The sequence below is a fragment of the Micromonospora sp. WMMD975 genome, assembly GCF_029581215.1.
Classification (GTDB): Bacteria; Actinomycetota; Actinomycetes; order Mycobacteriales; family Micromonosporaceae; genus Micromonospora.
In genome coordinates, this window is record NZ_CP120739.1 from 1,285,426 (window position 1) to 1,306,745 (window position 21,320).

Sequence of the window (21,320 nt, forward strand, 5' to 3'; positions counted from 1 at the left end):
CCGAGCGTTCGTACCCGGTCAGGGGCGGTCGCCCTGGCCGTCGCTGTGCGGCACCCGCCCGGTCGGGACCACCCCGAGCCGTCCGGCCTGGAAGTCCTCGACCGCCTGGATCAGCTCGGCCCGGGTGTTCATCACGAACGGGCCGTAGTGCGCCACCGGCTCGCGGATCGGCTGCCCACCCATCAGGTAGAGCTCCAGCGCCGGGGTGTTGCCGTCCTGCGCCCGGTCGGCGGTGATCCGCAGCGCGTCACCGGGCCCGTGCACGGCGAGCTGGCCGACGCGGACCGGCCGCCGGTCGGTGCCCGCCGTGCCCCGGCCGGCCAGCACGTAGACGAGCGCGTTGAAGTCGGCCCGCCAGGGCAGGCTCAGCTCGGCGCCGGGCTGCAGCGTGACGTGCGCGATGGTGATCGGGGTGTGGGTGGAGCCCGGGCCGCGGTGCCCGGCGATCTCGCCGGCGATCACCCGGATCAGGCCGCCCCCGTCCGGGGTGGTCAGCAGCGCCGACTCCCGGCCGCGGATGTCCTGGTAGCGCGGCGGGCTCATCTTGGCCACCCGGGGCAGGTTGACCCAGAGCTGGAGGCCGTGGAACAGGCCGCCGCTCGTCACCAGGTGCTCCGGCGGGGCCTCGATGTGCAGCAGGCCGCTGCCGGCGGTCATCCACTGGGTGTCGCCGTCGGTGATGGTGCCGCCGCCGCCCGTGGAGTCCTGGTGGTCCATGATCCCGTCGATCATGTAGGTCACCGTCTCGAAGCCCCGGTGCGGGTGCCACGAGGTGCCCTTCGGCTCGCCCGGCGCGTAGTCCACCTCGCCCATCTGGTCGAGGTGGATGAACGGGTCGAGATCGGTCAGGGAGACCCCGGCGAAGGCCCGGCGGACCGGGAAGCCCTCGCCCTCGTAGCCGCTGGGCGCGGTGGTGACCCGGCGGACCGGGCGGTAGGCGGTGGACTCCTCCAGCCGCGGCAGGCGGGGCAGGACGAGGACGTCGTCGACGGTGATCGCGGGCATCAGTGGGCTCCTTGGTTGTCGGCCGGGGTGGACGACGCGGTGCGGTCGGCGCGCAGGCGCCGGCCGAGCCGCTCGAAGACCCGGGTGAGGCAGGCGACCTCCGCGTCGTCGAGGTCGTCGATCAGGTGGGCGCGCACGGAGCGCCTGTGGTGCGGCGCGGCCTCGCGCAGCGCCAGCAGACCGGCCGCGGTGAGCACGGCCTCGCTGCCGCGCCGATCCGCCGGGCAGGACTGCTTGGCCACCAGGCCGCGCTTCTGCATCGTGGTGATCTGGTAGGTCAGCCGGCTCGGGGAGAACACCAGCCGGTCGGCCAGCTCGCCCATGCGCAGCCGCTGCCCGGGCGCCTCGGAGAGCAACACCAGCACGTGGTAGTCGGCGAAGCTCAGCTCGCTGTCCGCGCGCAGGTCGTCCTCCAGCCGGGTGAACAGCCGCTGGCTCGACTCGATGTAGGCCCGCCAGCAAGCCGCCCGCTCCGCGTCCAGGCTCTCCGTCATGCCACCAGAGTAGCACTAGTTAAAATTTAAACAACGTGCTGATGCGTGGCCTCGCTCACGCGGATGAGCGCGTAGAGGAGAAGGCTTGAAATTTGAAGCGAGGGGGCGGCTAGGGTCGGGGGATGGATGACCTCGACGTGCTCGACTGGCGGGAGCGGGTGGCCGGGCTCTACCTGTCCGACCTCGACCTGGGCGGGTTCCGGGACGCCCGGGACGAGCTGTTCCGCACCCACCCGAGCAGCCCGGTGCCGCCCGCCGACCGGGCCGGCTTCACCGGACTGCGCTGGTATCCGCCCGACCCGGCGGCCGTGGTCGAGGCCCCGCTGCGGCCCGCCTCGGGCGAGCTGAGCATCGACACCGGCGGCCCGGACGGCGTGGTCGCCTACCGCCGGGTGGCGGTCGCCGAGACCCCGTGGGGGCCGCTCACGCTCTGGTGGATCGACGCGTACGGAGGTGGGCTGTTCGTGCCCCTGCGCGACGCGAGCTGCGGCGACGGTTCGTACGGCGGTGGGCGCTACCTGACCGACACGGTGAAGGGCACGTTCGGGCGGGGCCTGACCGTGCTGCCCGGCGACCGGGTGCGGCTGGACGCCAACTACCTCTACAACCCGAGCTGCGCGTACGACGACAGGTGGGCCTGCCCGCTCGCCCCGCCGGAGAACCGCGTCGACGTGCCGCTGCGCGCCGGCGAGCGGGCCTGGCACGAGTGACCCGGTGAGGGAGGGCCCCGACGGGACCCTCCCTCGTGGTGACGTACGCGCCTCAGCGGGCGGTGGCGCCGGTGGGCGTCAGGTGCATCCGGCCGAGCGCCTGCCGCGCCTGCTCCGCCAGCTCCGCGTCCACCGTGACCGCGTACTGGCCGGCCCGCAGCGAGCTGGCCGAGGTGAAGTCGCGCTGCCCACCGCTCATGGCATGCGCGACGGCGCCGAACACGGCGCCCCAGATCGCGCCGATCACCAGGCCGACCAGGATCACGGCCAGCCAGTTGCCCGCGGTGAAGATGCCGAAGAGCAACCCGATGAACAAGCCGAACCAGGCGCCCGTCCCGGCGCCCAGAAGGGCCGCCCGGCCGGTGGTCAGCCGCCCCATCACGGTTTCGACAAGGGTCAGGTCGGTGCCGACGATCGCGGTCCGTTCCACCGGGAACCGGTTGTCGGCCAGATAGTCCACCACGCGCTGGGCGGACGGATAGTCCGGATACGAGCCGAGCGTCACGGTCGGTCGGCCGGCCTGCGGGCCGTACCCGTCCCCGCTCGGCGGTGTCGGGCGACCGCCCGGACCGGACGGGAGGTTGTCGCCGCCCGGCATTCCGGGACGCCAGGCCGCGGTCGGAGTCGAGGGTCTGGTCATGAGCATCCTCCTTCGTCAACCCGCCGCGTTCCCGCCGCCGGCGAGCGGTAACGCGGCGACCCGAACGCATCCGGGCAGGCATGACGGCGGCCCGGTCGGGTAGGCACCACCGTGCGCACCGGACGGATCAGCGAGCACGGCTTCCTCGCCGACGGGCGCAGCGCCGCCCTGGTGGACACCGCCGGCTCGGTGAACTGGTGGTGCCCGGCGCGGTTCGACGGGCCGTCTGTCTTCGGGCGGCTGCTCGACGACGACGCCGGGCACTGGGCGATCCGTCCGGAGGGCGGGTTCACCAGCACCCGGTCCTACCTGGACGACGCGCTGGTGCTGCGTACCGTCTTCGCCACACCGACCGGGACGGTGGCCGTCACCGACGCCCTGGCGCTGGAGCCCGGCGCCCGCGGCCACGACATCGGGCTGCGGTCGCCGCGGGTGCTCGCCCGGGTCGTCGAGGGCGTCGACGGTGAGGTGCCGATGCGCGTCGACTACGCGCCACGGTTCGAGTACGGGCGGGTCGGGGCCTACCTCACCGAACGCGACGGGGTGACCGTCGCCACCGCCGGCGCGTGCCGGCTGGAGCTGCGCGCCGGCGTCAGCCTGGCCTTCGTCGACGGGACCGCCGTCGGGCGGTTCACCGCCCGCGCCGGCAGCGCCCACCACTTCACCCTCGGGTACGCCCCGACGTACGCCGGCGGGGCGCCGGCGCTGCCCGACGCCGCCGAGGTGGTCGCCGGCACGGTCGCCGGCTGGCGCTCCTGGGCGGACCTGCACGACTACCGGGGTGAATTCCGGGACCTGGTCCGGCGCAGCGCGCTCGTGGTGCAGGGCATGACCTACGGGCCGAGCGGCGCGGTGGTCGCGGCGGCCACCACCGCGCTGCCGGAGGAGCCCGGCGGGAACCGCAACTACGACTACCGGTTCGTCTGGCTCCGCGACTTCAGCCTCACCCTCCAGGCGCTGTGGCGGGCCGCCTGCCCGGACGAGGCGGACCGGCAGTTCACCTGGGTGGCCCGGGCCATGGGGCGGCTCGGCGACGCCCCCGCGCCGATCATGTACGGCGTCGAGGGGGAGCGGGACCTGACCGAGCACGACCTCGACCACCTGGCCGGGTACGACGGCAGCCGACCGGTGCTCGTCGGCAACGACGCCTGGCGGCAGCGGCAGAACGACGTGCTGGGCGAGGTGCTCGACGCGGCGTGGCTGATGCGGCACTACCTGGATCCGATGTCGCCCGAGGTGCGCCACCTGCTGTGCACGCTCGCCGATCGGGCGGTGCGCGACTGGCGTCGGCCCGACTCCGGGATGTGGGAGGCACGCGACGCCGAGCGGCACTACGTGTCGTCGAAGGTGCAGTGCTGGACCGCACTGGACCGGGCGGTCCGCTTCGGTCCGCGCATCGGCGAGCCGGCAGACGTGGCCCGCTGGGCGGCGGCCCGCGACGAGATCCGCGCGGCGGTGCTCGCCCGGGGCTGGAACGAGCGGATCGGCGCGTACACCGGGGCGTTCGACTCCGATGACCTGGACGCCTCGGTGCTGCTCATGCCGCTTGTCGGGTTCCTGCCCGCCGACGACCCGCGGATGCGCGCCACCGTGGACGTGATCGAACGCCGGCTGTCCCGCGACGGGCTGCTGCGCCGCTGGGACGACGACCCGGCCGGCTTCGTGATCTGCTCGTTCTGGCTGGTCGGCTGCCTGGCCGAGGCGGGCGAGGTGGACCGGGCCCGGCGGCTGTTCGAACAGCTCGCCGCCCGCACGAACGACCTCGGCCTCTATGCCGAGCAGATCGACCAGGCCACCGGCGAACAGCTGGGCAACTTTCCCCAGGCGTTCTCGCACATCGGCCTGATCAACGCCGCGGGCCGGATCACCGACGCGGCGGCGCGGTTCGCGCACGAGCGACCGACCGTGCCGATGGGCGCGGCCCGCACGGAGGGAGCAACCGGATGACCGGACGACTGGCGGGGAAGACCGCCCTGATCACCGGCTCGGACTCGGGCATCGGTCAGGCCACCGCGATCGAGTTCGGCCGGGAGGGCGCCGATGTGGTGGTGCACTACCTGCACGACCACGCCGGCGCGAACCACACCCGGGCGGAGATCGAGAAAGCCGGCCGGCGGGCCGTGGTGGTGCAGGGCGACATCAGCGTCGAGCATCAGGTCGACGCGATGTTCGACGAGGCGCTGGCCGAGTTCGACCGGCTGGACGTGCTGATGAACGACGCCGGCGTGGACGCCTCCGGCATCCCGGTGGTCGACCTGGACACCGAGACCTGGGACCGGTGCATCCGCACGAACCTCTACGGCATGTTCTTCTGCTGCCGGCGGTTCGTCCGGCACCGCCGGGACGCCGGTGGCGGCGGCAAGATCATCAACATCACGTCGATCCACCAGGAGGTGGCCCGGGCCGGCGGCGCGGACTACGACTCCAGCAAGGGCGGCATGCTGGAGCTGGCCAAGAGCCTGGCCCTGGAGGTGGCCCCGATGGGCATGAACGTGAACAACATCGGGCCGGGCATGGTGCTGACCCCGTTCAACCAGGAGGCGATCGACGACCCGAAGTACCTCCACGAGCAGGTGCAGAGCATCCCGTGGAAGCGGGCCGCCGAGCCGTCCGAGATCGCCAAGCTGGCCGTCTTCCTGGCCAGCGGCGACGCCGACTACGTCACCGGCTCGACCTACTTCATGGACGGCGGCCTGATGCAGAACCAGGGCCAGGGCGCCTAACCCCCCCCTCGCCCCCTCACCCCTTTTCGCGGTGATCATGAAGTTGGCGGCGGAGTGGATCTCCTTGAGTGCCGCCAACTTCATGATCGGCGGGTCGGGGAGGGGGCGGTAGGGGCCGTGGGGGGTGGGAGGATGGGGCGGTGGAGCTGGTGATCATGGCGGATACGCATGTGCCCAAGCGGGCGCGGGATCTGCCGGAGGCGCTCTGGGCGGCGGTGGAGGCCGCCGACGTGGTGCTGCACGCCGGGGACTGGGTGGACGTGGCGTTGCTGGACGCGCTTGCGGCCCGGTCACGCCGACTGGTCGGGGTACACGGCAACAACGACGGGCCGGCCCTGCGCGCCCGGCTGCCCGAGGTGGCCCGGGTCGAGCTGGCCGGGCTGCGGGTCGCCGTGGTGCACGAGACCGGCCCGAAGACCCGCCGCGAGGAGCGCTGCGCCGCCGCGTACGGCGACTGCGACCTGCTGGTCTTCGGGCACTCGCACATCCCGTGGGACAGCGTCGCGCCGGGCGGGCTGCGGCTGCTCAACCCCGGTTCACCCACCGACCGGCGGGCTCAGCCGCACGCGACGTACCTGACCGCCCGGGTGGCGGCGGGGCGGCTCGACCGGGTCGAGCTGCACCGCCTGCCCCCGCGCTGACCTGAGCGTCGCCCCCGGTCGCCGGACCTCAACGTCTCGGCCTGCAGCGACTCGGCCTGAGCGTCTCCGACTTGAACGCCCCCGGCCTCAGCGCCCTCGGCCGGTCTCCGCCTGGAGCTCGTCGATCCGGCGGGACGCCTCGGCCTTGGTCAGCCCGTCCGGCACCGTCTCGCCCGCCTCCTGGGCCAGCGTGTGCAGGTAGGACTCCTGGGCCGCGGTCGGCGGCTCGTCGCCGGTGACCCAGTCGTCCGGGTCCTTGACGGCGGCGTCCGGATTCACGTTGGTGCTGTCGTTGGCGCGGTCGGCCATGTCGATCACCCTCCCTCGAACAGGTGTACCACTACCCCCGTGCCGGTGGGTTCATGCCGGCCGCGGCCTACGATCATCCGATGACGGCGGACCGGGCGGGTGTGGTGGTGGTCGGCGCGGGGATCGCCGGGGTGGCGTGCGCGACCGAACTGGCCCGGGCCGGGATCCCGGTCGAGGTGCGGGAACGCGCCCGGGTCACCGGCGGGCGGATGGCCAGCAAACGCTTCGACGGCCGGCCCGCCGACCTCGGCGCCGCCTACTTCACCGTCGACGACCCGGACTTCGCCGCCGTGGTGGCGGACTGGCACGCCGCCGGGCTGGTCCGGGAATGGACCGACACCCTGGTCGCGTACGGGCCACGCGGGCGCGAGCAGGTGACCGGCCCGATGCGCTGGGCCGCCCCGCGTGGGCTGCGCTCGCTCGTCGAGCATCTCGCCGCCGACCTTCCGGTGGCCCACAACCGGCTGGTCATGACCGTCGAGCCGGGGCCCCGGGTGGACGGGCGGGCGGCCGAGGCGGTGGTGCTCGCCATGCCGGGCCCGCAGGCCGCCCTGCTGCTCGACCCGGTGCTTGTCGACGCCACCCGGGCGGCGGCGGCACAACGCTGGTCGTCCACGCTGGCCGGGGTGCTGCACTTCCCGTCCCGCCGCTGGCCCGACTTCCGCGGCGCGTTCGTCAACGACCACCCGGTGCTGAGCCTGGTCTGCGACGACGGCGACCGGCGCGGGGACGGCGCCCCGGTGCTCGTCGCGCACACCACGCCGGAGTTCGCCGCCGGGCACCTGCTCCAGCCCACCGCCGCCCGCCCGGAGATCGAGCAGGCCGTCCGGGACCTGCTCGGGCTGCCCGAGCCGGCCGCGTCGATCCACGTGCACCGCTGGACCTACGCCCGGCCGGCGAAGGCCGTCGAAGGCGGCACGTTCCACCTGGACGACGACGGGATAGCACTGGCCGGCGACGCGTTCGGCCGCCCGCGGGTACAGAGCGCCTGGCGTTCCGGCCACGACCTGGGCCGCTCGCTCGTGAGCCGGTTGGGCTCGGCATGAGCGAGGGCCGTGAGGGCATGCCCAGCCGGCACGGCGCCTGACCCGGCGGTCGCTCAACCGGCCGGGACGGGCTGCTCGGCCCGATCCGTCTCCGAGCTGTCGCGGGTGCGGTCACCCGCCCGGTCCAGCAGCTGCATGATCGGGGTCGCGGCGATCCCGTGCGCCACCACCGAGACCACCACCACCAGGCCGACCGTGGCCCACAGCAGTCTCGCCTGCGGGAACTCCGCCTTCGTGGTGGCGTACGCCAGGTAGTAGAACGATCCGACGCCGCGGATGCCGAACAGGGAGATCACCCAGTGCTCGGACGGGCGGCCCGGCGCGCCCCGCAGCGACAGCCAGCCCGCCAGCGGTCGGATCACCAGCACCAGGGCCAGGCCGACGAGCGCCGCCGGCCAGGTGAGCGGCGCGAGCAGGCCGCTGATCACCGCGCCGCCGAACAACAGCAGCAACAGTACGGTGAGCAGCCGTTCCACCTGTTCGGCGAAGTCGTGCAGCACGGAGTGGAACTCGTGGGTGCGTTCCGCGGACCGGATCGCCCGGGCGGCGACGAACACGGCCAGGAAGCCGTACCCGCCGATCACCTCCACCAGCCCGTACGCGAGGAACGTGGCGGCCAGGGCGAGGAAGCCCTCGGAGTGCCGGGCCAGCCGCAGCGTGCTCGGGGCCCGGAAGAACAGTTTGCCGAGCAACCAGCCGACGAGCAGGCCGCCACCGACGCCGGCGGCGAGCTTGTAGACCACGTCGACGGCGAGCCACTCGCCGAACCAGTCGGACGGGGCGAGGCTGGTGCTGGCGATCGCGATGGCCGCGTAGACGAACGGGAAGGCCAGTCCGTCGTTCAGGCCCGCCTCCGAGGTCAACGCGAAGCGTACCTCGTCCTCGGAGTCCTCCGCGTCGGTCGGCTCACCCACCTGCACGTCGGAGGCGAGCACCGGGTCGGTGGGGGCGAGCGCGGCGCCGAGCAGCAGTGCCGCCGCCGGCACCAGGCCGGCCCACCACCACCCCAGCAGCGCCACCGCGGCGATGCACAGCGGCATGGCGATGGCCAGCAGCCTCCACGTCGACGACCAGCGAGCCCAGCTCAACGGCCGGTCGATCTTCAAGCCGGCGCCCATCAGGGCGACGATCACCCCGACCTCGGTGAGGTGGGTGGTCAGTTCCGACCAGCGCAGCGGATCGGGCGTCGGCAACCCGGTCGGCAGCGCGAAGACGAGCATCCCGAGGCCGAGGAACGCGATCGGCATGGACAACGGCCGCTTCTCCAGCATCCGGGGCAGGATGCCCGCGAGCAACGCACCGACGCCCAGCAGAGCGAACCCGACATCGACCGGTTCCACGACCCCACCCCTCACCGCCGCCCGGCGGCCGGGCGGAGGTGATCAGCAGTGCCCCGAACCGGGGCCGGCTAAGCCTGTCGACGCGCCCGGGTGACCGACGGCTCAGCCGAGGGACCCGATCGCGCTCTGTGGCAGGGCGTCCAGCAACTCGGACGGGTCCTCGTACACCGCCACCGCGCCCGCGCCGGCCAGCTCCGCCCGGCCGGTGCCGCCGCAGGTCAGCCCGATGCAGGGGATGTCCAGCTTGGCGGCGGCGACCACGTCCCAGACCGAGTCGCCGACGAACACCACCCGCTCGGCGGCCAGGCCCGACTGGTCCAGCGCGGCGGCCAGGATGTCCGGCGCGGGCTTGCTCTGCTCCGCGTCGGCGGAGGAGGTGACCGTGTCGATCACGTCGTCGACGTCGAGCGCCGCCCGCAACACGGCCGCCTCGTGTTCGGCCGCCGAGGTGGCCAGGACCACCCGCAGGCCCCGGTCCGCGCAGGCACGCAGCAGCTCCCGCGCCCCGGGCAGCGGCCCCAGCCGCTCCCAGTACTCCGCGTAGAGCGCGTCGTGCGCGTCACGCAGACGCCCGTCGGCGTCCAGGTCCCGCTCGGCGCCGAGCAGGTGGTCGAGGAGTTTGTCCGACCCCATGCCGATGGACCTGTGGATCCGCGCCATCGGCACCCGGTGCTCACCCTGGCGCAGCGCCTCCCACCAACTCACCGTGTGCAGGTACGTCGAGTCGATCAGGGTGCCGTCCACGTCGAAGAGGACGCCGTAGCGGTTGTCGTCGGCCATGGCTGCCTCCTACCCGCGTGGGGTGCGACCGACGCGCGCTCACCCTGGGGGAATGAGAATCTCGAACCAGACCGTCGAGCCGCGTACGGTCGGGTCGGTGCCCCAGGTGTCGCTCAGCTCCTCGATCAGGCCGAGCCCGCGGCCACGGCTGCTCAGCGTGTCCGTCTGGGCGCGGGTGACCTGCCCCCGGGTGCCCGAGTCGGCGACCGAGACCAGCAGTCGCTCGGCGCTCAGGTCGATCTCGACCCGGGCGGCGGTGCCGGCGTGCAGCAGGGCGTTCGTGGTCAGCTCGCTGGTGCAGAGCACCGCCGCGCCGACCACCGCCTCGGGCACCTGCCACTCGGTGAGCTGGGCGGTCAACCAGTGCCGGACCCGGCTCGGCGCGGTCGGCTCGGCCGGCACCTCCATGCCCGCCGACCGGCTGGGCCGGACCGCGTGCTCCACCGCCAGCACCGCCACGTCGTCCTCGGTGGCCCCCGGCACGGCGGCGGTCGCCACCGCGCACAGCGCCCGGGGGTCGCCGCCGCCCGCGGCGCTGACCGCCGCGCCGAGCCCGGTGAGCCCCGCGGCCAGGTCCTGCCAGCGCCGCTCCACCACGCCGTCGCTGTAGAGCAGCAGCGTGTCGCCGGGGCGGAACGGCACGGTGACCGTCCGGGTCCGGCCGCCGAGGCCCAGCGGCGGGCCGGGCGGCACCTCGACGAACTCCGCGGCCGGGCCGGTGTCGGACCGGCCGCGCCGGATCAGCGGCGCGGGGTGGCCGGCGCTCGCCAGCGTGACCAGTTCCCGGTCGGCGTCGACCACGCCGAACACGACGGTGACGAAGAGTTCGTGCGTGCCGCCTTCGGTGCCGAGGCTCGCCACCAGTCGGTCCAGGCCGCCGAGCACCGCGTCCGGCCGGGGGTCGGACAGGGCGAGCGCGCGCAACGCCGCGCGTACCTGCCCCATCCGGGCGGCGGCCTGCACGTCGTGGCCGGCCACGTCGCCGAGCACCACGCCGAGCGCGCCGGTCGGCAGCAGGAACGCGTCGTAGAAGTCGCCACCGGCGGCGTTGCCGTCGACGCCCGGGTCGTAGCGGGCGGCGATGCGCAACCGGGGCAGGTCGGGCAGTTGCTCCGGCAGCATGCTGCGTTGCAGCAACTGGGCGGTGCCGTGCTGGGTCTCGAACCGGCGGGCCCGCTCGGCGGCCTGGCCGATCAGCTCCGCGGACGCGGCGAGCAGCGCCCGCTCCGCGGGTGACCAGGGCCGCGACGCCTGGTAGGCCACGGTGAGGGCGCCCCGGACCACGGTCGAGCGCAGCGGCAGCGCGGCGATCGCCCGGATCTTCTCGTCGTGCCGGTCCACCGCGACCTCGCGCAGCGGCTGGCCGTCGGCGACGAACGAGGGTACGCCGCTGCGTGCGGTCACCACCGCCGGCATCGCCGTGTCGGTGCCCATCCGGCGCCACAGCGGTGGCAGCCGCTCGTCGGCCTCGTCGAGCAGCTCCCCGCGGATCCGGCGGACCAGCCGCCACGTGGCGCCCTCGTCGACCACGAAGGAGACCCGGTCGGCGTCGAACGAGTGCAGGCAGTAGCGCAGCGTCACCCGGGCCACGTCGTCCAGGGTGAGCGTGCCGGAGAGCGCCGCGGCGAAGTCGCTCAGGCTCTGCAACTGCCGGGTCAGCTGGGTGGTCTGCGCGGAGACGGTGAGCACGCCGACGATGTCGCCGGTGGAGTCCCGGACCGGGGAGTGGCCGCGGGTGAACACCGCCGGTTCGGCCTGGCGGTCGGCCGGTAGCACCGCCTCCCGCTCCAGGAAGGGCTCGCCCAGCCGGTACACCCGCTCCAGCGCCTCGCCGGCGCCGGCCTCCCGCCACACCTCGGCGAACACCTCCGCCGCCGGTCGCCCCAGCGCGGCCGGGTGCCGGTCGCCGATCAACTCGGCATACCCGTCGTTGTAGAGCAGGACCAGGTCGTCACCGAGGAGCAGGGCCATCGGCACGGGGGAGGAGAGCACCACGTCCGCCACGGCACGGACCGCCGGGTCCCAGCTCTCCGGGACGCCCAGCGGCGTGCCGGCCCACGGGTGGGCGCTCGCTCCCGGCGTGGGAGCGGACGGCGTGGGAATCCGACCGACGGTGCCTGGCATGCCCGCAGCCTAACCGGAGCGTGGCCGAGTGGTTCCGATCATGCGTCCGGTCCGGGCTGCGGACCTCCGAGCTGCGGACGTTAGGGCAGGTCAGAGCCCTTTCGGCGGGTGTTGTCGGGAAATTGCCCCGGTCCGGCCCGGCGTGCTGCCGAGAGCACCGGGTATGCGGGCGGCGCAGTTCACGCGACAGGAGGGACATCATGCCGAAAACCCTCGCGGTCGGCCAGGTCGACATCAGCGCGGCCTGGACCGACTTCTGGAGGTCGGTGCTGCTCTTCGTACCGAGGGCGATCGCGTTCATCGCGATCCTCGTGGTGGGTTGGCTCATCGCCCGAGCCGTCCTCAAAATCGTGGACGCGGCACTGGAACGGGTCGGGTTCGACCGCGCCGTGGAACGCGGCGGGATCAAACGGGCCCTCGAACGCACCAAGTACGACGCCAGTGACATCCTGGCCAGGCTGGCCTACTACGCGGTCCTGCTGTTCACCCTGCAGTTCGCCTTCGGGGTGTGGGGACCCAACGCGATCAGCGACCTGATCCGCGGGGTGGTGTCCTGGCTGCCGCGGGCCTTCGTGGCGATCGTCATCGTGGTGGTCGCGGCCGCCATCGCCAACGCTGTCCGGGACCTGGTCTCCGGTGCGCTCGGCGGGCTCTCGTACGGCCGGTTGCTGGCGGATGTGGCGGCGGTCTTCATCCTGGCGCTCGGCATCATCGCCGCGCTGAACCAGGTGGGCATCGCCACCACGGTGACCACGCCGGTGCTCATCGCGTTCCTCGCCACCGTGGCCGGGATCCTGATCGTCGGTGTCGGTGGCGGCCTGATCCGGCCCATGCAGAACCGCTGGGACGGCTGGCTGGACCGGGCCGCGGAGGAATCCCGGGCGATCCGGGAGCAGCGGCAGGGGCAACAGGTCGGTCGCAGCGACTACGAGCGGCGGATGGCCGACCGGGGTGGACAGCCCACCTCGACCGGACCTCAGTCGATGTCGGGAGCGGGCACCTACCGCTCCGGCGAGATGGGCGACCAGACCGAGCAGTTCCGCCGGCCGGGTGGCTGACGGCGACGGACGGTGACGGGGTGTCCGCGGGTTGATCGCGGGCACCCCGCGCCGGTGCGCCTACGCCAGCTGGCGCGGATCCAGCGCGCGGGCCAGCAGGCAGACCGCGAGCAACCGGGTGAGCAGCCAGTCGGGGGCGGACCAGTCGACCGGCTCGGCTGGCGGCGTCCAGCCGTGCTCCGTGGCCGCGTCCCGCAGCCCTTCGGCGTATCCGGCGAGCGCCGCCACGGTCAGTGGGCGGCGGTCGCCGTGCAGGCTGTCGCGTACCCCGGCGGCGTGCTGGTCGACCTCCGCGAGGAGCCCGGGAATGGCGCGGGCCGCGGCGAGGCCGGCGGTGCCGACGACTGTGGTCAGCGTGATGAGGGTCGATCGCGCGGCCACCGCCGCAGACGGGGTGGCGACCCGGTTGTTCGACACGCGCATGGTGACCGAGGGTAGTCCCGGGTGGACCGGGGTGGGCTCCGCCGACCGGCCGATACCCGGATCATCCGGCCGGCCTCGCGACCTCGGACGGTGGGATCGAGCCGCCCACGGCGGACGGAACGGAACGGGTGATCAGTCGGAGGAGCGGGCCTCGGCCGGACGGCGACGGGCACCGTCGTCGGCGATGATCACGGTCGCGACCATCAGCGCGACCACCACGCTGAACAGCCAGGAGCTGTCGTCGCTGAACTTCGCCGCCACCGGAGCCTGGACGGCGGCGAGCAGGAAGCCCAGCCAGGCGAGGCGGCGCTGACGCTTGGAGAGGAAAGAGGAACCCTGATCCATCCCGAAATTCTTACGCGCGTGCCCGGGAGCGCCGTCAGCCGTTCGGCCGATTCTGGATGGGCTGTCCGTTTCCCCGACCGTCCGTACCGCACTTCTTGTCGTTTCGGTCGAGCGTGACCGGAACAGCTCCGGGCGCCGGTCCGGTGCCCGGAGCTGACTGGTCAGAGCGTGTCCGGCCCGGTCCGGCCGGTGGTCGACGGCCGGTACGCCCGGTCGGCGTCGGTCATCTCCCGCCGTTCCGCCTCCGGGCCGGCGCCCCGGTCCACCGCCTCCGGGCCGTGGCCGAACGCGGCCTCCTCGCCGGCGTCGTTGCCGGTGGCGTCGTCGGCCTGGCCGTCCAGGGTCGACCTGGCGATCGCCTGGTCCAGCTCGTGCAGGGGAGTGCGGTCCTCGTCGCGCCACACGTGGCTGTCGTTGTCGGTCATTCCCCTGCGGTACCCGGCGTCGATGATCGCAAACGGCCGCCCGGACACGTCGACGGCCGCCGGTGATCCGGCGGCCGTCGACGTTCGGTGCGGGGGTGCGGAGCCTCAGGGGGTCGGCCGGTCGACCGAGCCGCGCCAGGCGCCGGTCTCCTGACCGCGCCGCTCGATGAACTGCTTGAACCGCTCCAGGTCGCCCTTGGCCCGGCGGTCGACCACGCCCAGCTTGTCGCCGGCCTGCTCGACCACCCCGTGCGGCTCGAACTCCAGTTGGAGGGTGACCCGGGTGTGCCCCTCGTCGAGGCGGTGGAACGTCACCACGCCGGCCTGCTGCGTACCCCCGGTGGAGGTCCAGGCCACGCGCTCGTCGGGAAGCTGCTCGGTGATCTCGGCGTCGAACTCGCGCTTCACGCCGGCGATCTCCACGGTCCAGTGCGTCATCTTCTCGGAGAGCTGCCGGACCTCCTGCACACCCTCCATGAAGTGCGGGAACTCCTCGAACTGGGTCCACTGGTCGTACGCGGTCCGGATCGGGACGTCCACATCCACGTGTTCCATAACGCCGCTCATGTCGGGGTTCCTCCTGTTCCGCCGGTGTCGTGTCGCGAACCGTGGGCCGGTCCGCTCACCAGCGCGTCGTCTCGTTCCTGTGCCCGAGTGCGGCCCACACCTCGGAAACCGTCTGGTAACGGGTGCCCTCCGGCAGGCCCTCGAGGGCGGCCACGATGTCCGCCGGCGCCTCGTTCTCCCGCGCGTTGGTCACCAACGTGTCGCGGTCGCCGGGCAACGCCGCCATGCCGATGAACCGGCCCAGGCGGCTGCGCGCCTCCACGTCCTCCGAACTCATCCCCTGCGGGGAGCCGGTGCGCAACTCACCGGCCGGAGCCGTGGTGGCCTCGGGCTGGTCCTCGCCGGACGGCTCGGGCTGGCGGAACTCGTCCACCCTGGCGCCGCCCGCGCCCGGCCCCTGGACCAGACCGCTGACCTCGCTGCTCATCTGCTCGTCGACCCTGGGCGAGTGCTTGCTGCTGCCACGTTCCATGCCAATCCAGATGCCCCGGGTGACCGCCGGTAAACCGGGGCCGTCCGCCGGAGCCCGGCATCCGGGCCGGAACCGGACGGCAACTCAGGAGTCGGCCGGAGCGCGCGGCGGCAGCACCGGCTCGGCCGGCTCCTCGACGCCGGCCTGCATCGCCCGGCCCCGCTGCACCTCCGCGTTGAGCTGCACGCCGAGCATCAGCGCGCAGTTGGACAGATAGAGCCAGACCAGGAACGCGATCACCGCGCCGAGACTGCCGTAGGTCACGTCGTAGGAGCCGAAGTTGGCCACGTAGAGGCCGAAGCCGAAGGAGGCGGCGACCCAGGCCAGCAGCGCCAGCGCGCCACCGGGGGTGAGCCAGCGGAACCGCGGCTGCCGTACGTTCGGCGCGATCCAGAACAGCAACGACAGCAGCGTCATCGCGACCAGGGCGAGCAACGGCCACTTCGTCACCGACCAGGTGGTCCGGGTCAGGCCGCCGGCGTGCAGCCGGTCGCCCACCGCGTCGGTGACCGGGCCGCTGACGATCAGCCCGGTGGCGACCACCGCCAGCAGCAGCAGGGTCACCGCGGCCATGCCGATCTGCAACGGGCGGAGGCGGTAGAACGGCCGGCCCTCCTCCACCCCGTAGATCGCGTTGGAGGCCCGGGTGAACGCGCCGATGAACCCGGAGGCCGACCAGAGCGCGCCGAGCAGGCCGAAGCTCAGCAGCGCCTTCGCCGGGCCCTGCTGCTCGACCACGTTGCGCACCACGCCGACGAACGCGTCGTTGCCGACCACCGAGCCGGCGCCGATCTCCCGGGCCAGGTCGATCACCGTGTCCACCGTGCGCGGGCCGTCGGAGACCAGGCCGACCAGGGCGACCACCACGATCGTGGACGGGAAGAGCGCGAGCACCCCGTAGTAGGTGAGCGCGGCGGCCCAGTCGGCGCAGTTGTCCTTGACGAAGCCCTTGCCGCTGCGCACCAGCACCCCCCGCCAGGTGCGCCAGTTGAGTTGGCGCATCCGCCGGGGAAAGCGCCGGCCGCCGACCGTGGCTGGTGTCGTCGCCGTCATGACCGCCTCCTCCACGCGCCGGGTGCGCCACCGGGGCGTGGCCGGGCGGTACCCCGGAGCGGAAATCGACAAACCGTCAGGTGGTTTGCCCCGGGAGCGGGCGGGAACGACAGGAGACACCGGACCGAGACGGAGGTGGACGAGATGCCCGGGCGCGAGGTGATGCCCAGCACGTTGAAGCGCTCGCCGGCCAAGGCGCAGCGGACCTGGGAGAAGACGCACGACTCGGCGGTCGAGACGTACGGCGAGGGGGAACGTGCGCACCGCGTCGCGTTCGCCGCCGTCAAGCACGAGTACGAGAAGGTGGGCGACCACTGGGAGGCCAAGGGCCGCAAGGGGCCGAGCGACAAGCAGGCCGCCGGCGGCGGACCGGCCCGGCGGGCCCCGACGGCCGGCGGAGTGGACGCCAACGCCACCAAGGACCACCTCATGGAGGTGGCGAAGAAGCTTGACGTGCGCGGGCGTTCCCGGATGACCAAGCCGCAACTGGTGACGGCGATCGAGAAGGCCAACAACAACGCCACCCGCAAGGCACGCGGCGGTCGCTGACCCGCCGCGGGTACGCCGGACCAGGAACGGGCCCGGGACCGGTGCGGTCCCGGGCCCGCCCGTGTCGGCTCACCAGTGGCCGCCGCCCGGCGCCTCCAGGTGCACCGCCTTCACGGCGCTGAACTCGTCGAGCAGTTCCGGGCCGTACCCGAAGCCCTGGCCGCTGCCCCGGCGCGGCTGCGCGGCCCCGCCCGGCGCGCCGCCGAACACCGCATTGACCTTGACGGTGCCCACCGGCAGTTCCCGCCAGGCCCGCTGGGCGTGGCTCATCGAACCGGTCAGCACGGTGGCGGCCAGGCCGTACGGGGAGTCCGCCGCGCACCGCAACCCCTCGGTGAACGAGTCGACCACCACCACCGGCGCGACCGGGCCGAACGTCTCCTCGCGGACCAGCGCCATCTCGTGCCGGCAGCCCTCCACCACGGTGGCCGGATAGAACGCGCCCGGCCCGTCCGGCAGCGCCCCGCCGGCACGTATCCGCGCGCCCTGCGCCACCGCGGCGGTGACCTGCCCGTGCACGTGGTCCCGGTGCCGGCGGTCGACGAGGGGGCCGAGCTGCGTACCCGGATCGCGGCCGGCGCCCATCGTGAGCGCACCGGCGCGGGCCACGAGCGCGTCGACGAAGTCCTCGGCCACGTCGCGGTGCACGTAGATCCGTTCCACCGCGACGCAGATCTGCCCGGCGTTGGCGAAGCAGCCGAGCGCCGCCTGCCCGGCCGCCCAGACCGGGTCGACGTCGGCGTCCACCACCAGCGGGTCGCTGCCGCCGTTCTCCAGCAGCACCTTCGCCCCGGTACGGGCGGCCGCCTCGGCGATCGACCGCCCGGTGGCGGTCGAACCCACGTGGGCCACCACGTCCACGTCCTGGCCGGCAAGCGCCGCGCCCACCTCGCCACCGCCGGTGAGCAGCGACAGCACCCCGGCCGGCAACGCCGAGTCGAACGCCCGGGCGAGCAGCCACCCGGTTGCCGGGGCGCGTTCGCTCGGCTTGTGCAGCACCACGTTGCCGGTCACCAGCGCCGCGCCGAGCAGACCGCAGGAGACCGCCACCGGGTCGTTCCAGGGCGTGATCGCGGCGACCACCCCGCGCGGTTCGGGCGTCATGAAGTCGAGCGCGGCGTGGTCGCCGTGCAGCGTCCGGCCGCCCCGCACCGGGGCCAGCTCGGCGTACTGTCGCAGCGTGCCGATGCCCGCAGCCACACCACCGCGCGCGTCGTCGAGCGGTTTACCCATCTCCGCGGTGGTCGCCACGGCCAGCTCCTCGGCCGCCGCCTCGATCGCGTCCGCCGCCCGGTGCAACGCGGCGGCGCGTTCGGCCGGTGCGGTCGCCGCCCACTCCGCCGCCGCCCCCCGGGCCGCCTCGACCGCCTTGGCCACCTCGTCCGCGGAGGCCACCGGGACCCGGGCCACAGCCGTTCCGTCGGCCGGATCGTGGACGACCATCTCGCCGCCGTCACCCCCGGCGCCCCACACCCCACCTATGAGCTGCGCAACGGTGTACATGCGGCCGTGCATGCCCCGGTCCCGGCGAGGCAAACGCGTTTCGCCAGGTGACCGGTCGGGTAGGCGATCCGGATGAGGTCCACCGCCGACGCCGTCGTCATCGGAGCGGGACACAACGGGTTGGTGGCGGCGAACCTGCTTGCCGACGCGGGCTGGGACGTCCTCGTCCTGGAGGCGACCGAGGCGCCGGGCGGCGCGGTGCGTTCCGCGCAGGTGACCGCCCCCGGCTACCTCAGCGACCTGTACAGCTCCTTCTACCCGCTCGGCTTCGCCTCCCCGGTGCTGGGTGGGCTGGGACTGGAGGGCCACGGACTGTCCTGGACGAACGCCCCGGACGTGCTGGCGCACCTGCTCCCGGACGGGCGGGCCGCGGTGATCAACCGCGACCTGGACGCCACCGCCGCGTCGCTGGAGACGTTCGCCCCGGGCGACGGGGAGCGCTGGCGGCACGCGTACGCCGACTGGACCCGGGTGGCCGAGCCGATGCTCGACGCCATCACCAGCCCGTTCCCGCCGGTCCGCGGCGGGCTGGGCCTGCTGCGCCAGCTCCGGGTCGCCGGCGCGCTGCGGCTGGCCCGCCGGCTGGTGCTCCCGGTGCGCAAGCTCGGCGACGAACTCTTCGACGGGGCCGGCGGGCCGGTGCTGCTGGCCGGCTGTGCCCTGCACACCGACCTGTCCCCGGAGGAGGCCGGCTCCGGGGTGTACGGCTGGCTGCTGGCCATGCTCGGCCAGCAGGTCGGCTGGCCGGTGCCGGTCGGCGGCGCGCAGCGGATCACCGACGCGCTGGTGGCCCGCCTGGTCGAGCGGGGCGGCCGGATCTCCTACGGCGCCCGGGTCGAGCGGGTGCTCACCGCCCGGGGGCGGGCCATGGGCGTGCGCACCGCGGGCGGGACGGACTGGCGGGCCCGCCGCGCCGTGCTCGCCGACGTGCCCGCCCCGGCGCTCTACCTGGACCTGGTGGGCGCCGCAGCGCTGCCGCCCCGACTGGTCGAGGACCTGGCGCACTTCAAGTGGGACGGCTCCACGCTCAAGGTCGACTGGGCGTTGTCGGCGCCGATGCCGTGGACCAACCGGGACCTGGCCGGCGCCGGCACCGTGCACCTCGGCGCGGACATGGACGGGCTCACCACGTACGCCGCGGCGCTGGCCCGAGGTGAGGTGCCGCGCGATCCGTTCCTGCTCGTCGGCCAGATGACGGTGGCCGAGCCGAGCCACTCGCCGCCGGGCACCGAGTCGCTCTGGTCCTACACCCATCTTCCGTTCCGGCGGCACTGGCGGGCCGAGGAGGTGGCCGAACACGTGGAGCGGATGGAGGAGGTGCTGGAGGAGGCCGCGCCGGGTTTCCGGGCGTCGATCGTCGGGCGGCACGTGGCCGGCCCCGCCGACCTGGAGGCGGCCGAGCCGAGCCTGGTCGGCGGCGCGTTGGGCGGCGGCACCGCGGCGGCGTACCAGCAGCTCTTCCTGCGGCCGATCCCCGGGCTGGGCCGCGCCGACACGCCTGTGGACCGGCTCTACCTGGCCAGCGCCTCGGCCCATCCGGGCGGCGGGGTGCACGGCGCGCCGGGCGCGAACGCCGCCCGCGCCGCCCTGGCCCGTGACCGCGCCCTCACCGGCGGGCTGTACGCCCGCACGATCGCCGCCGCCCACCGCGCCATCTACCCCACCCCGTGACCCCCGTGCGTGCCGGCCCGGAGAGGGGTCAGGGTTCGATGTTGCGGTGGCGGGTGCGCAGCATGAACGGCATCAGGGCGCTCTCGATCTTGGTGGCGGTGGTCATCTTCGAGTCGCCGTCGCGGCGCTCCTCGAAGCGGATCGGCACCTCCAGGATGGTGTGGCCGAGCTTGGTGGCGAGGTAGTGCATCTCCACCTGGAAGCTGTAGCCGTTGGACTGGACCCGGTCCAGCCCGATGTCGCGCAGCGCGTCCGCCCGCCAGATCTTGAAGCCGGCGGTCAGGTCGCGGATCCGCACCCGCAGCAAGGTGTGCACGTAGAGGTTGGCCCAGCCGCTGAGCGCGCGGCGGTAGAGCGGCCAGTTCTCGTCCAGCTCCCCACCGGGCACGTAACGCGAGCCGATGACCACGGACGCCTGGGTGGAGAGCAGCGCGCCGAGCATGCCGGGCAGCGCCTCCGGCGGGTGCGACAGGTCGGCGTCCATCTGGGCGACGTAGTCCGCGCCGTCGTCGATCGCGCGACCGATGCCGTCCACGTACGCCCGGCCGAGGCCCTCCTTGCCCGGACGGTGCGCCACCAGCACCCGGTCCGGGTGCTCGACGGCCAGCTTGTCGGCGACCTCGCCGGTGCCGTCGGGGGAGTTGTCGTCCGCGACGAGCACCTTCAACCCCGGCAGCGGCAGCGCGAGGAGGCGCTCGACCAGCACCGGGAGGTTGCCCGCCTCGTTGTAGGTCGGAACGACGACAGTCAGGCGCGCGTCCGCCCACGGGGAGGGCAACTGCACGGGTTCGATCATCACGGACTTCCTCGGTCGGCCGACAGGTTCATCTGAGAGGGTAGCCAGTCCGATTCGCGGCGTCCGCACAGACGCCCCGCGATCGGTGCGCTCAACCGTCCGGCCGCTGCCGCGTCGCGATGTCGGACAGCCGGGCCAGCGTCTCCTTGTTTCGCAGGTGCAGGACGAGGTCGTTGAGCTTGGTCCGGGCCCACCGCAGCGGGCCGGCGGCGAAGTCCTCGCCGATGGTCACCCGGGTCCGGCCGTCCGCCAGCGGCTCCAGCGCGAACACCACGATCGCCTCGCCGGCCGGCCAGAGCCCGGCGCGCAGCACGAGCCGGCTCGGCGCCTGGCACTCCAGCACGGTGGACGTGTCCTGGAGGGAGAACGGCCACGGCCCGGCCCGGTGGTGCAGCCGGCTGCCGACCCGGGGCCAGGTCTCGTCCACGTCGCGCACGTGCGTGGTGCCCACCACCCAGTCGCTGTACGTCCATCCGTCGGCCAGCACCGCGAAGACCCGCTCCGGGGGAACGTCGATGACCCTGTCCACTACCGCCACGCCCAAGCCGGTACCCCCGCCGAGGGGCTCGCTAACGGCGGCCGGGTTAGCTTCTCGGGGGCGGCGGGTAACCGGGGCCGACGTTTACTCCTCGGGGGGTCGGGAACC

The 21,320-nt window shown here is 73.7% G+C and carries 24 protein-coding genes; 8 read left to right on the top strand and 16 right to left on the bottom strand.

Annotation, left to right across the window (positions count from 1 at the left end; genetic code table 11):
* Positions 1-18 precede the first annotated feature (18 nt).
* Positions 19-1,005, bottom strand: coding sequence for a pirin family protein (locus O7613_RS05665; protein WP_282292577.1), 987 nt, complete (start codon positions 1,003-1,005; stop codon positions 19-21).
* Positions 1,005-1,499 carry a MarR family transcriptional regulator gene (locus O7613_RS05670; RefSeq protein ID WP_281583837.1) on the bottom strand — a complete coding sequence of 165 codons (495 nt, stop codon included), beginning with the start codon at positions 1,497-1,499 and terminating at the stop codon, positions 1,005-1,007. The genes O7613_RS05665 and O7613_RS05670 overlap by 1 nt, the downstream gene beginning before the upstream one ends.
* A gap of 122 nt (positions 1,500-1,621) precedes the next feature.
* On the opposite strand from O7613_RS05670, the gene O7613_RS05675 reads away from it, so the two are divergent.
* Positions 1,622-2,209 (top strand): DUF1684 domain-containing protein, encoded by a 588-nt coding sequence (locus tag O7613_RS05675; protein WP_282292578.1) that lies wholly within the window; start codon positions 1,622-1,624, stop codon positions 2,207-2,209.
* Between the two features lie 52 nt (positions 2,210-2,261).
* Here the strand turns inward: O7613_RS05675 and O7613_RS05680 are convergent, their stop codons facing one another.
* Positions 2,262-2,849 (bottom strand): general stress protein, encoded by a 588-nt coding sequence (locus O7613_RS05680; RefSeq protein WP_282292579.1) that lies wholly within the window; start codon positions 2,847-2,849, stop codon positions 2,262-2,264.
* Between the two features lie 111 nt (positions 2,850-2,960).
* Between O7613_RS05680 and O7613_RS05685 the strand changes: the two genes are divergently transcribed.
* The 3 genes from O7613_RS05685 (at position 2,961) to O7613_RS05695 (ending at position 6,213) form a co-directional block, all read left to right on the top strand.
* Positions 2,961-4,796 carry a glycoside hydrolase family 15 protein gene (locus O7613_RS05685; RefSeq protein WP_282292580.1) on the top strand — a complete coding sequence of 612 codons (1,836 nt, stop codon included), beginning with the start codon at positions 2,961-2,963 and terminating at the stop codon, positions 4,794-4,796.
* Entirely contained in the window at positions 4,793-5,572 is a 780-nt protein-coding gene (locus tag O7613_RS05690; protein ID WP_281583833.1) for an SDR family oxidoreductase, read from the top strand. The genes O7613_RS05685 and O7613_RS05690 overlap by 4 nt, the downstream gene beginning before the upstream one ends.
* 140 nt (positions 5,573-5,712) lie before the next feature.
* Positions 5,713-6,213: a metallophosphoesterase gene (locus O7613_RS05695; RefSeq protein WP_282292582.1), complete on the top strand. Its 501-nt coding sequence runs from the start codon at positions 5,713-5,715 to the stop codon at positions 6,211-6,213.
* Positions 6,214-6,300: 87 nt separating this feature from the next.
* Here the strand turns inward: O7613_RS05695 and O7613_RS05700 are convergent, their stop codons facing one another.
* Positions 6,301-6,522, bottom strand: a complete 222-nt coding sequence (locus tag O7613_RS05700) for a DUF3072 domain-containing protein (RefSeq protein ID WP_281583831.1) — start codon at positions 6,520-6,522, stop codon at positions 6,301-6,303.
* 80 nt (positions 6,523-6,602) lie between these two features.
* Here O7613_RS05700 and O7613_RS05705 point away from each other — a divergent pair, with 80 nt between their 5' ends.
* Positions 6,603-7,568, top strand: coding sequence for an FAD-dependent oxidoreductase (locus O7613_RS05705; protein ID WP_282292583.1), 966 nt, complete (start codon positions 6,603-6,605; stop codon positions 7,566-7,568).
* Positions 7,569-7,621: 53 nt separating this feature from the next.
* Here the strand turns inward: O7613_RS05705 and O7613_RS05710 are convergent, their stop codons facing one another.
* The 3 genes from O7613_RS05710 to O7613_RS05720 all read right to left on the bottom strand — a co-directional run bounded on the left by O7613_RS05710 (position 7,622) and on the right by O7613_RS05720 (position 11,812).
* Complete coding sequence (locus tag O7613_RS05710; RefSeq protein WP_281583829.1) at positions 7,622-8,908, bottom strand: cation:proton antiporter; 1,287 nt, start codon at positions 8,906-8,908, stop codon at positions 7,622-7,624.
* Positions 8,909-9,010: 102 nt separating this feature from the next.
* A complete protein-coding gene (locus tag O7613_RS05715; protein ID WP_282292584.1) occupies positions 9,011-9,688 on the bottom strand; it encodes an HAD family hydrolase in 678 nt (225 codons plus the stop codon).
* 39 nt (positions 9,689-9,727) lie between these two features.
* The gene (locus O7613_RS05720) at positions 9,728-11,812 is read right to left on the bottom strand and encodes a SpoIIE family protein phosphatase (RefSeq protein ID WP_282292586.1); all 2,085 of its coding nucleotides are present in this window, start codon (positions 11,810-11,812) and stop codon (positions 9,728-9,730) included.
* Positions 11,813-12,012: 200 nt separating this feature from the next.
* Here O7613_RS05720 and O7613_RS05725 point away from each other — a divergent pair, with 200 nt between their 5' ends.
* Positions 12,013-12,870, top strand: coding sequence for a hypothetical protein (locus O7613_RS05725; RefSeq protein ID WP_281583826.1), 858 nt, complete (start codon positions 12,013-12,015; stop codon positions 12,868-12,870).
* A gap of 60 nt (positions 12,871-12,930) precedes the next feature.
* On the opposite strand, the gene O7613_RS05730 is transcribed toward O7613_RS05725, so the two are convergent.
* From O7613_RS05730 to O7613_RS05755, 6 genes are all read right to left on the bottom strand, one after another.
* Positions 12,931-13,293: a DUF6401 family natural product biosynthesis protein gene (locus O7613_RS05730; RefSeq protein WP_281583825.1), complete on the bottom strand. Its 363-nt coding sequence runs from the start codon at positions 13,291-13,293 to the stop codon at positions 12,931-12,933.
* Positions 13,294-13,425: 132 nt separating this feature from the next.
* Positions 13,426-13,638 (bottom strand): hypothetical protein, encoded by a 213-nt coding sequence (locus O7613_RS05735; protein WP_281583824.1) that lies wholly within the window; start codon positions 13,636-13,638, stop codon positions 13,426-13,428.
* A gap of 161 nt (positions 13,639-13,799) precedes the next feature.
* Positions 13,800-14,063 (bottom strand): hypothetical protein, encoded by a 264-nt coding sequence (locus O7613_RS05740; protein WP_281583823.1) that lies wholly within the window; start codon positions 14,061-14,063, stop codon positions 13,800-13,802.
* Positions 14,064-14,168: 105 nt separating this feature from the next.
* The gene (locus O7613_RS05745) at positions 14,169-14,630 is read right to left on the bottom strand and encodes an SRPBCC family protein (protein ID WP_281583822.1); all 462 of its coding nucleotides are present in this window, start codon (positions 14,628-14,630) and stop codon (positions 14,169-14,171) included.
* A 55-nt stretch (positions 14,631-14,685) separates the two neighbouring features.
* Positions 14,686-15,102, bottom strand: coding sequence for a DUF2795 domain-containing protein (locus tag O7613_RS05750; RefSeq protein WP_281583821.1), 417 nt, complete (start codon positions 15,100-15,102; stop codon positions 14,686-14,688).
* An 84-nt stretch (positions 15,103-15,186) separates the two neighbouring features.
* Complete coding sequence (locus O7613_RS05755) at positions 15,187-16,155, bottom strand: YihY/virulence factor BrkB family protein (protein ID WP_282292588.1); 969 nt, start codon at positions 16,153-16,155, stop codon at positions 15,187-15,189.
* A gap of 144 nt (positions 16,156-16,299) precedes the next feature.
* Between O7613_RS05755 and O7613_RS05760 the strand changes: the two genes are divergently transcribed.
* On the top strand, positions 16,300-16,704 hold the full coding sequence (locus tag O7613_RS05760; RefSeq protein ID WP_281583819.1) for a ChaB family protein: 405 nt from the start codon (positions 16,300-16,302) through the stop codon (positions 16,702-16,704).
* Between the two features lie 69 nt (positions 16,705-16,773).
* Here the strand turns inward: O7613_RS05760 and O7613_RS05765 are convergent, their stop codons facing one another.
* Positions 16,774-18,207: an aldehyde dehydrogenase family protein gene (locus O7613_RS05765; protein WP_282292589.1), complete on the bottom strand. Its 1,434-nt coding sequence runs from the start codon at positions 18,205-18,207 to the stop codon at positions 16,774-16,776.
* Between the two features lie 72 nt (positions 18,208-18,279).
* On the opposite strand from O7613_RS05765, the gene O7613_RS05770 reads away from it, so the two are divergent.
* Entirely contained in the window at positions 18,280-19,878 is a 1,599-nt protein-coding gene (locus O7613_RS05770; protein ID WP_281583817.1) for an NAD(P)/FAD-dependent oxidoreductase, read from the top strand.
* A gap of 28 nt (positions 19,879-19,906) precedes the next feature.
* On the opposite strand, the gene O7613_RS05775 is transcribed toward O7613_RS05770, so the two are convergent.
* Positions 19,907-20,674: a polyprenol monophosphomannose synthase gene (locus O7613_RS05775; protein WP_281583816.1), complete on the bottom strand. Its 768-nt coding sequence runs from the start codon at positions 20,672-20,674 to the stop codon at positions 19,907-19,909.
* A gap of 91 nt (positions 20,675-20,765) precedes the next feature.
* A complete protein-coding gene (locus O7613_RS05780) occupies positions 20,766-21,212 on the bottom strand; it encodes an SRPBCC family protein (protein WP_282292590.1) in 447 nt (148 codons plus the stop codon).
* Positions 21,213-21,320 lie beyond the last annotated feature (108 nt).

What these genes read in the sequence shown, in the direction of transcription:
- O7613_RS05665 (WP_282292577.1), bottom strand. Translation starts at nt 1,005, where the DNA reads ATGCCCGCGATCACCGTCGACGACGTCCTCGTCCTGCCCCGCCTGCCG.
- O7613_RS05670 (WP_281583837.1), bottom strand. Translation starts at nt 1,499, where the DNA reads ATGACGGAGAGCCTGGACGCGGAGCGGGCGGCTTGCTGGCGGGCCTAC.
- O7613_RS05675 (WP_282292578.1), top strand. Translation starts at nt 1,622, where the DNA reads ATGGATGACCTCGACGTGCTCGACTGGCGGGAGCGGGTGGCCGGGCTC.
- O7613_RS05680 (WP_282292579.1), bottom strand. Translation starts at nt 2,849, where the DNA reads ATGACCAGACCCTCGACTCCGACCGCGGCCTGGCGTCCCGGAATGCCG.
- O7613_RS05690 (WP_281583833.1), top strand. Translation starts at nt 4,793, where the DNA reads ATGACCGGACGACTGGCGGGGAAGACCGCCCTGATCACCGGCTCGGAC.
- O7613_RS05700 (WP_281583831.1), bottom strand. Translation starts at nt 6,522, where the DNA reads ATGGCCGACCGCGCCAACGACAGCACCAACGTGAATCCGGACGCCGCC.
- O7613_RS05705 (WP_282292583.1), top strand. Translation starts at nt 6,603, where the DNA reads ATGACGGCGGACCGGGCGGGTGTGGTGGTGGTCGGCGCGGGGATCGCC.
- O7613_RS05715 (WP_282292584.1), bottom strand. Translation starts at nt 9,688, where the DNA reads ATGGCCGACGACAACCGCTACGGCGTCCTCTTCGACGTGGACGGCACC.
- O7613_RS05720 (WP_282292586.1), bottom strand. Translation starts at nt 11,812, where the DNA reads ATGCCAGGCACCGTCGGTCGGATTCCCACGCCGTCCGCTCCCACGCCG.
- O7613_RS05725 (WP_281583826.1), top strand. Translation starts at nt 12,013, where the DNA reads ATGCCGAAAACCCTCGCGGTCGGCCAGGTCGACATCAGCGCGGCCTGG.
- O7613_RS05730 (WP_281583825.1), bottom strand. Translation starts at nt 13,293, where the DNA reads ATGCGCGTGTCGAACAACCGGGTCGCCACCCCGTCTGCGGCGGTGGCC.
- O7613_RS05735 (WP_281583824.1), bottom strand. Translation starts at nt 13,638, where the DNA reads ATGGATCAGGGTTCCTCTTTCCTCTCCAAGCGTCAGCGCCGCCTCGCC.
- O7613_RS05740 (WP_281583823.1), bottom strand. Translation starts at nt 14,063, where the DNA reads ATGACCGACAACGACAGCCACGTGTGGCGCGACGAGGACCGCACTCCC.
- O7613_RS05745 (WP_281583822.1), bottom strand. Translation starts at nt 14,630, where the DNA reads ATGAGCGGCGTTATGGAACACGTGGATGTGGACGTCCCGATCCGGACC.
- O7613_RS05750 (WP_281583821.1), bottom strand. Translation starts at nt 15,102, where the DNA reads ATGGAACGTGGCAGCAGCAAGCACTCGCCCAGGGTCGACGAGCAGATG.
- O7613_RS05755 (WP_282292588.1), bottom strand. Translation starts at nt 16,155, where the DNA reads ATGACGGCGACGACACCAGCCACGGTCGGCGGCCGGCGCTTTCCCCGG.
- O7613_RS05760 (WP_281583819.1), top strand. Translation starts at nt 16,300, where the DNA reads ATGCCCGGGCGCGAGGTGATGCCCAGCACGTTGAAGCGCTCGCCGGCC.
- O7613_RS05765 (WP_282292589.1), bottom strand. Translation starts at nt 18,207, where the DNA reads ATGTACACCGTTGCGCAGCTCATAGGTGGGGTGTGGGGCGCCGGGGGT.
- O7613_RS05770 (WP_281583817.1), top strand. Translation starts at nt 18,280, where the DNA reads ATGAGGTCCACCGCCGACGCCGTCGTCATCGGAGCGGGACACAACGGG.
- O7613_RS05775 (WP_281583816.1), bottom strand. Translation starts at nt 20,674, where the DNA reads ATGATCGAACCCGTGCAGTTGCCCTCCCCGTGGGCGGACGCGCGCCTG.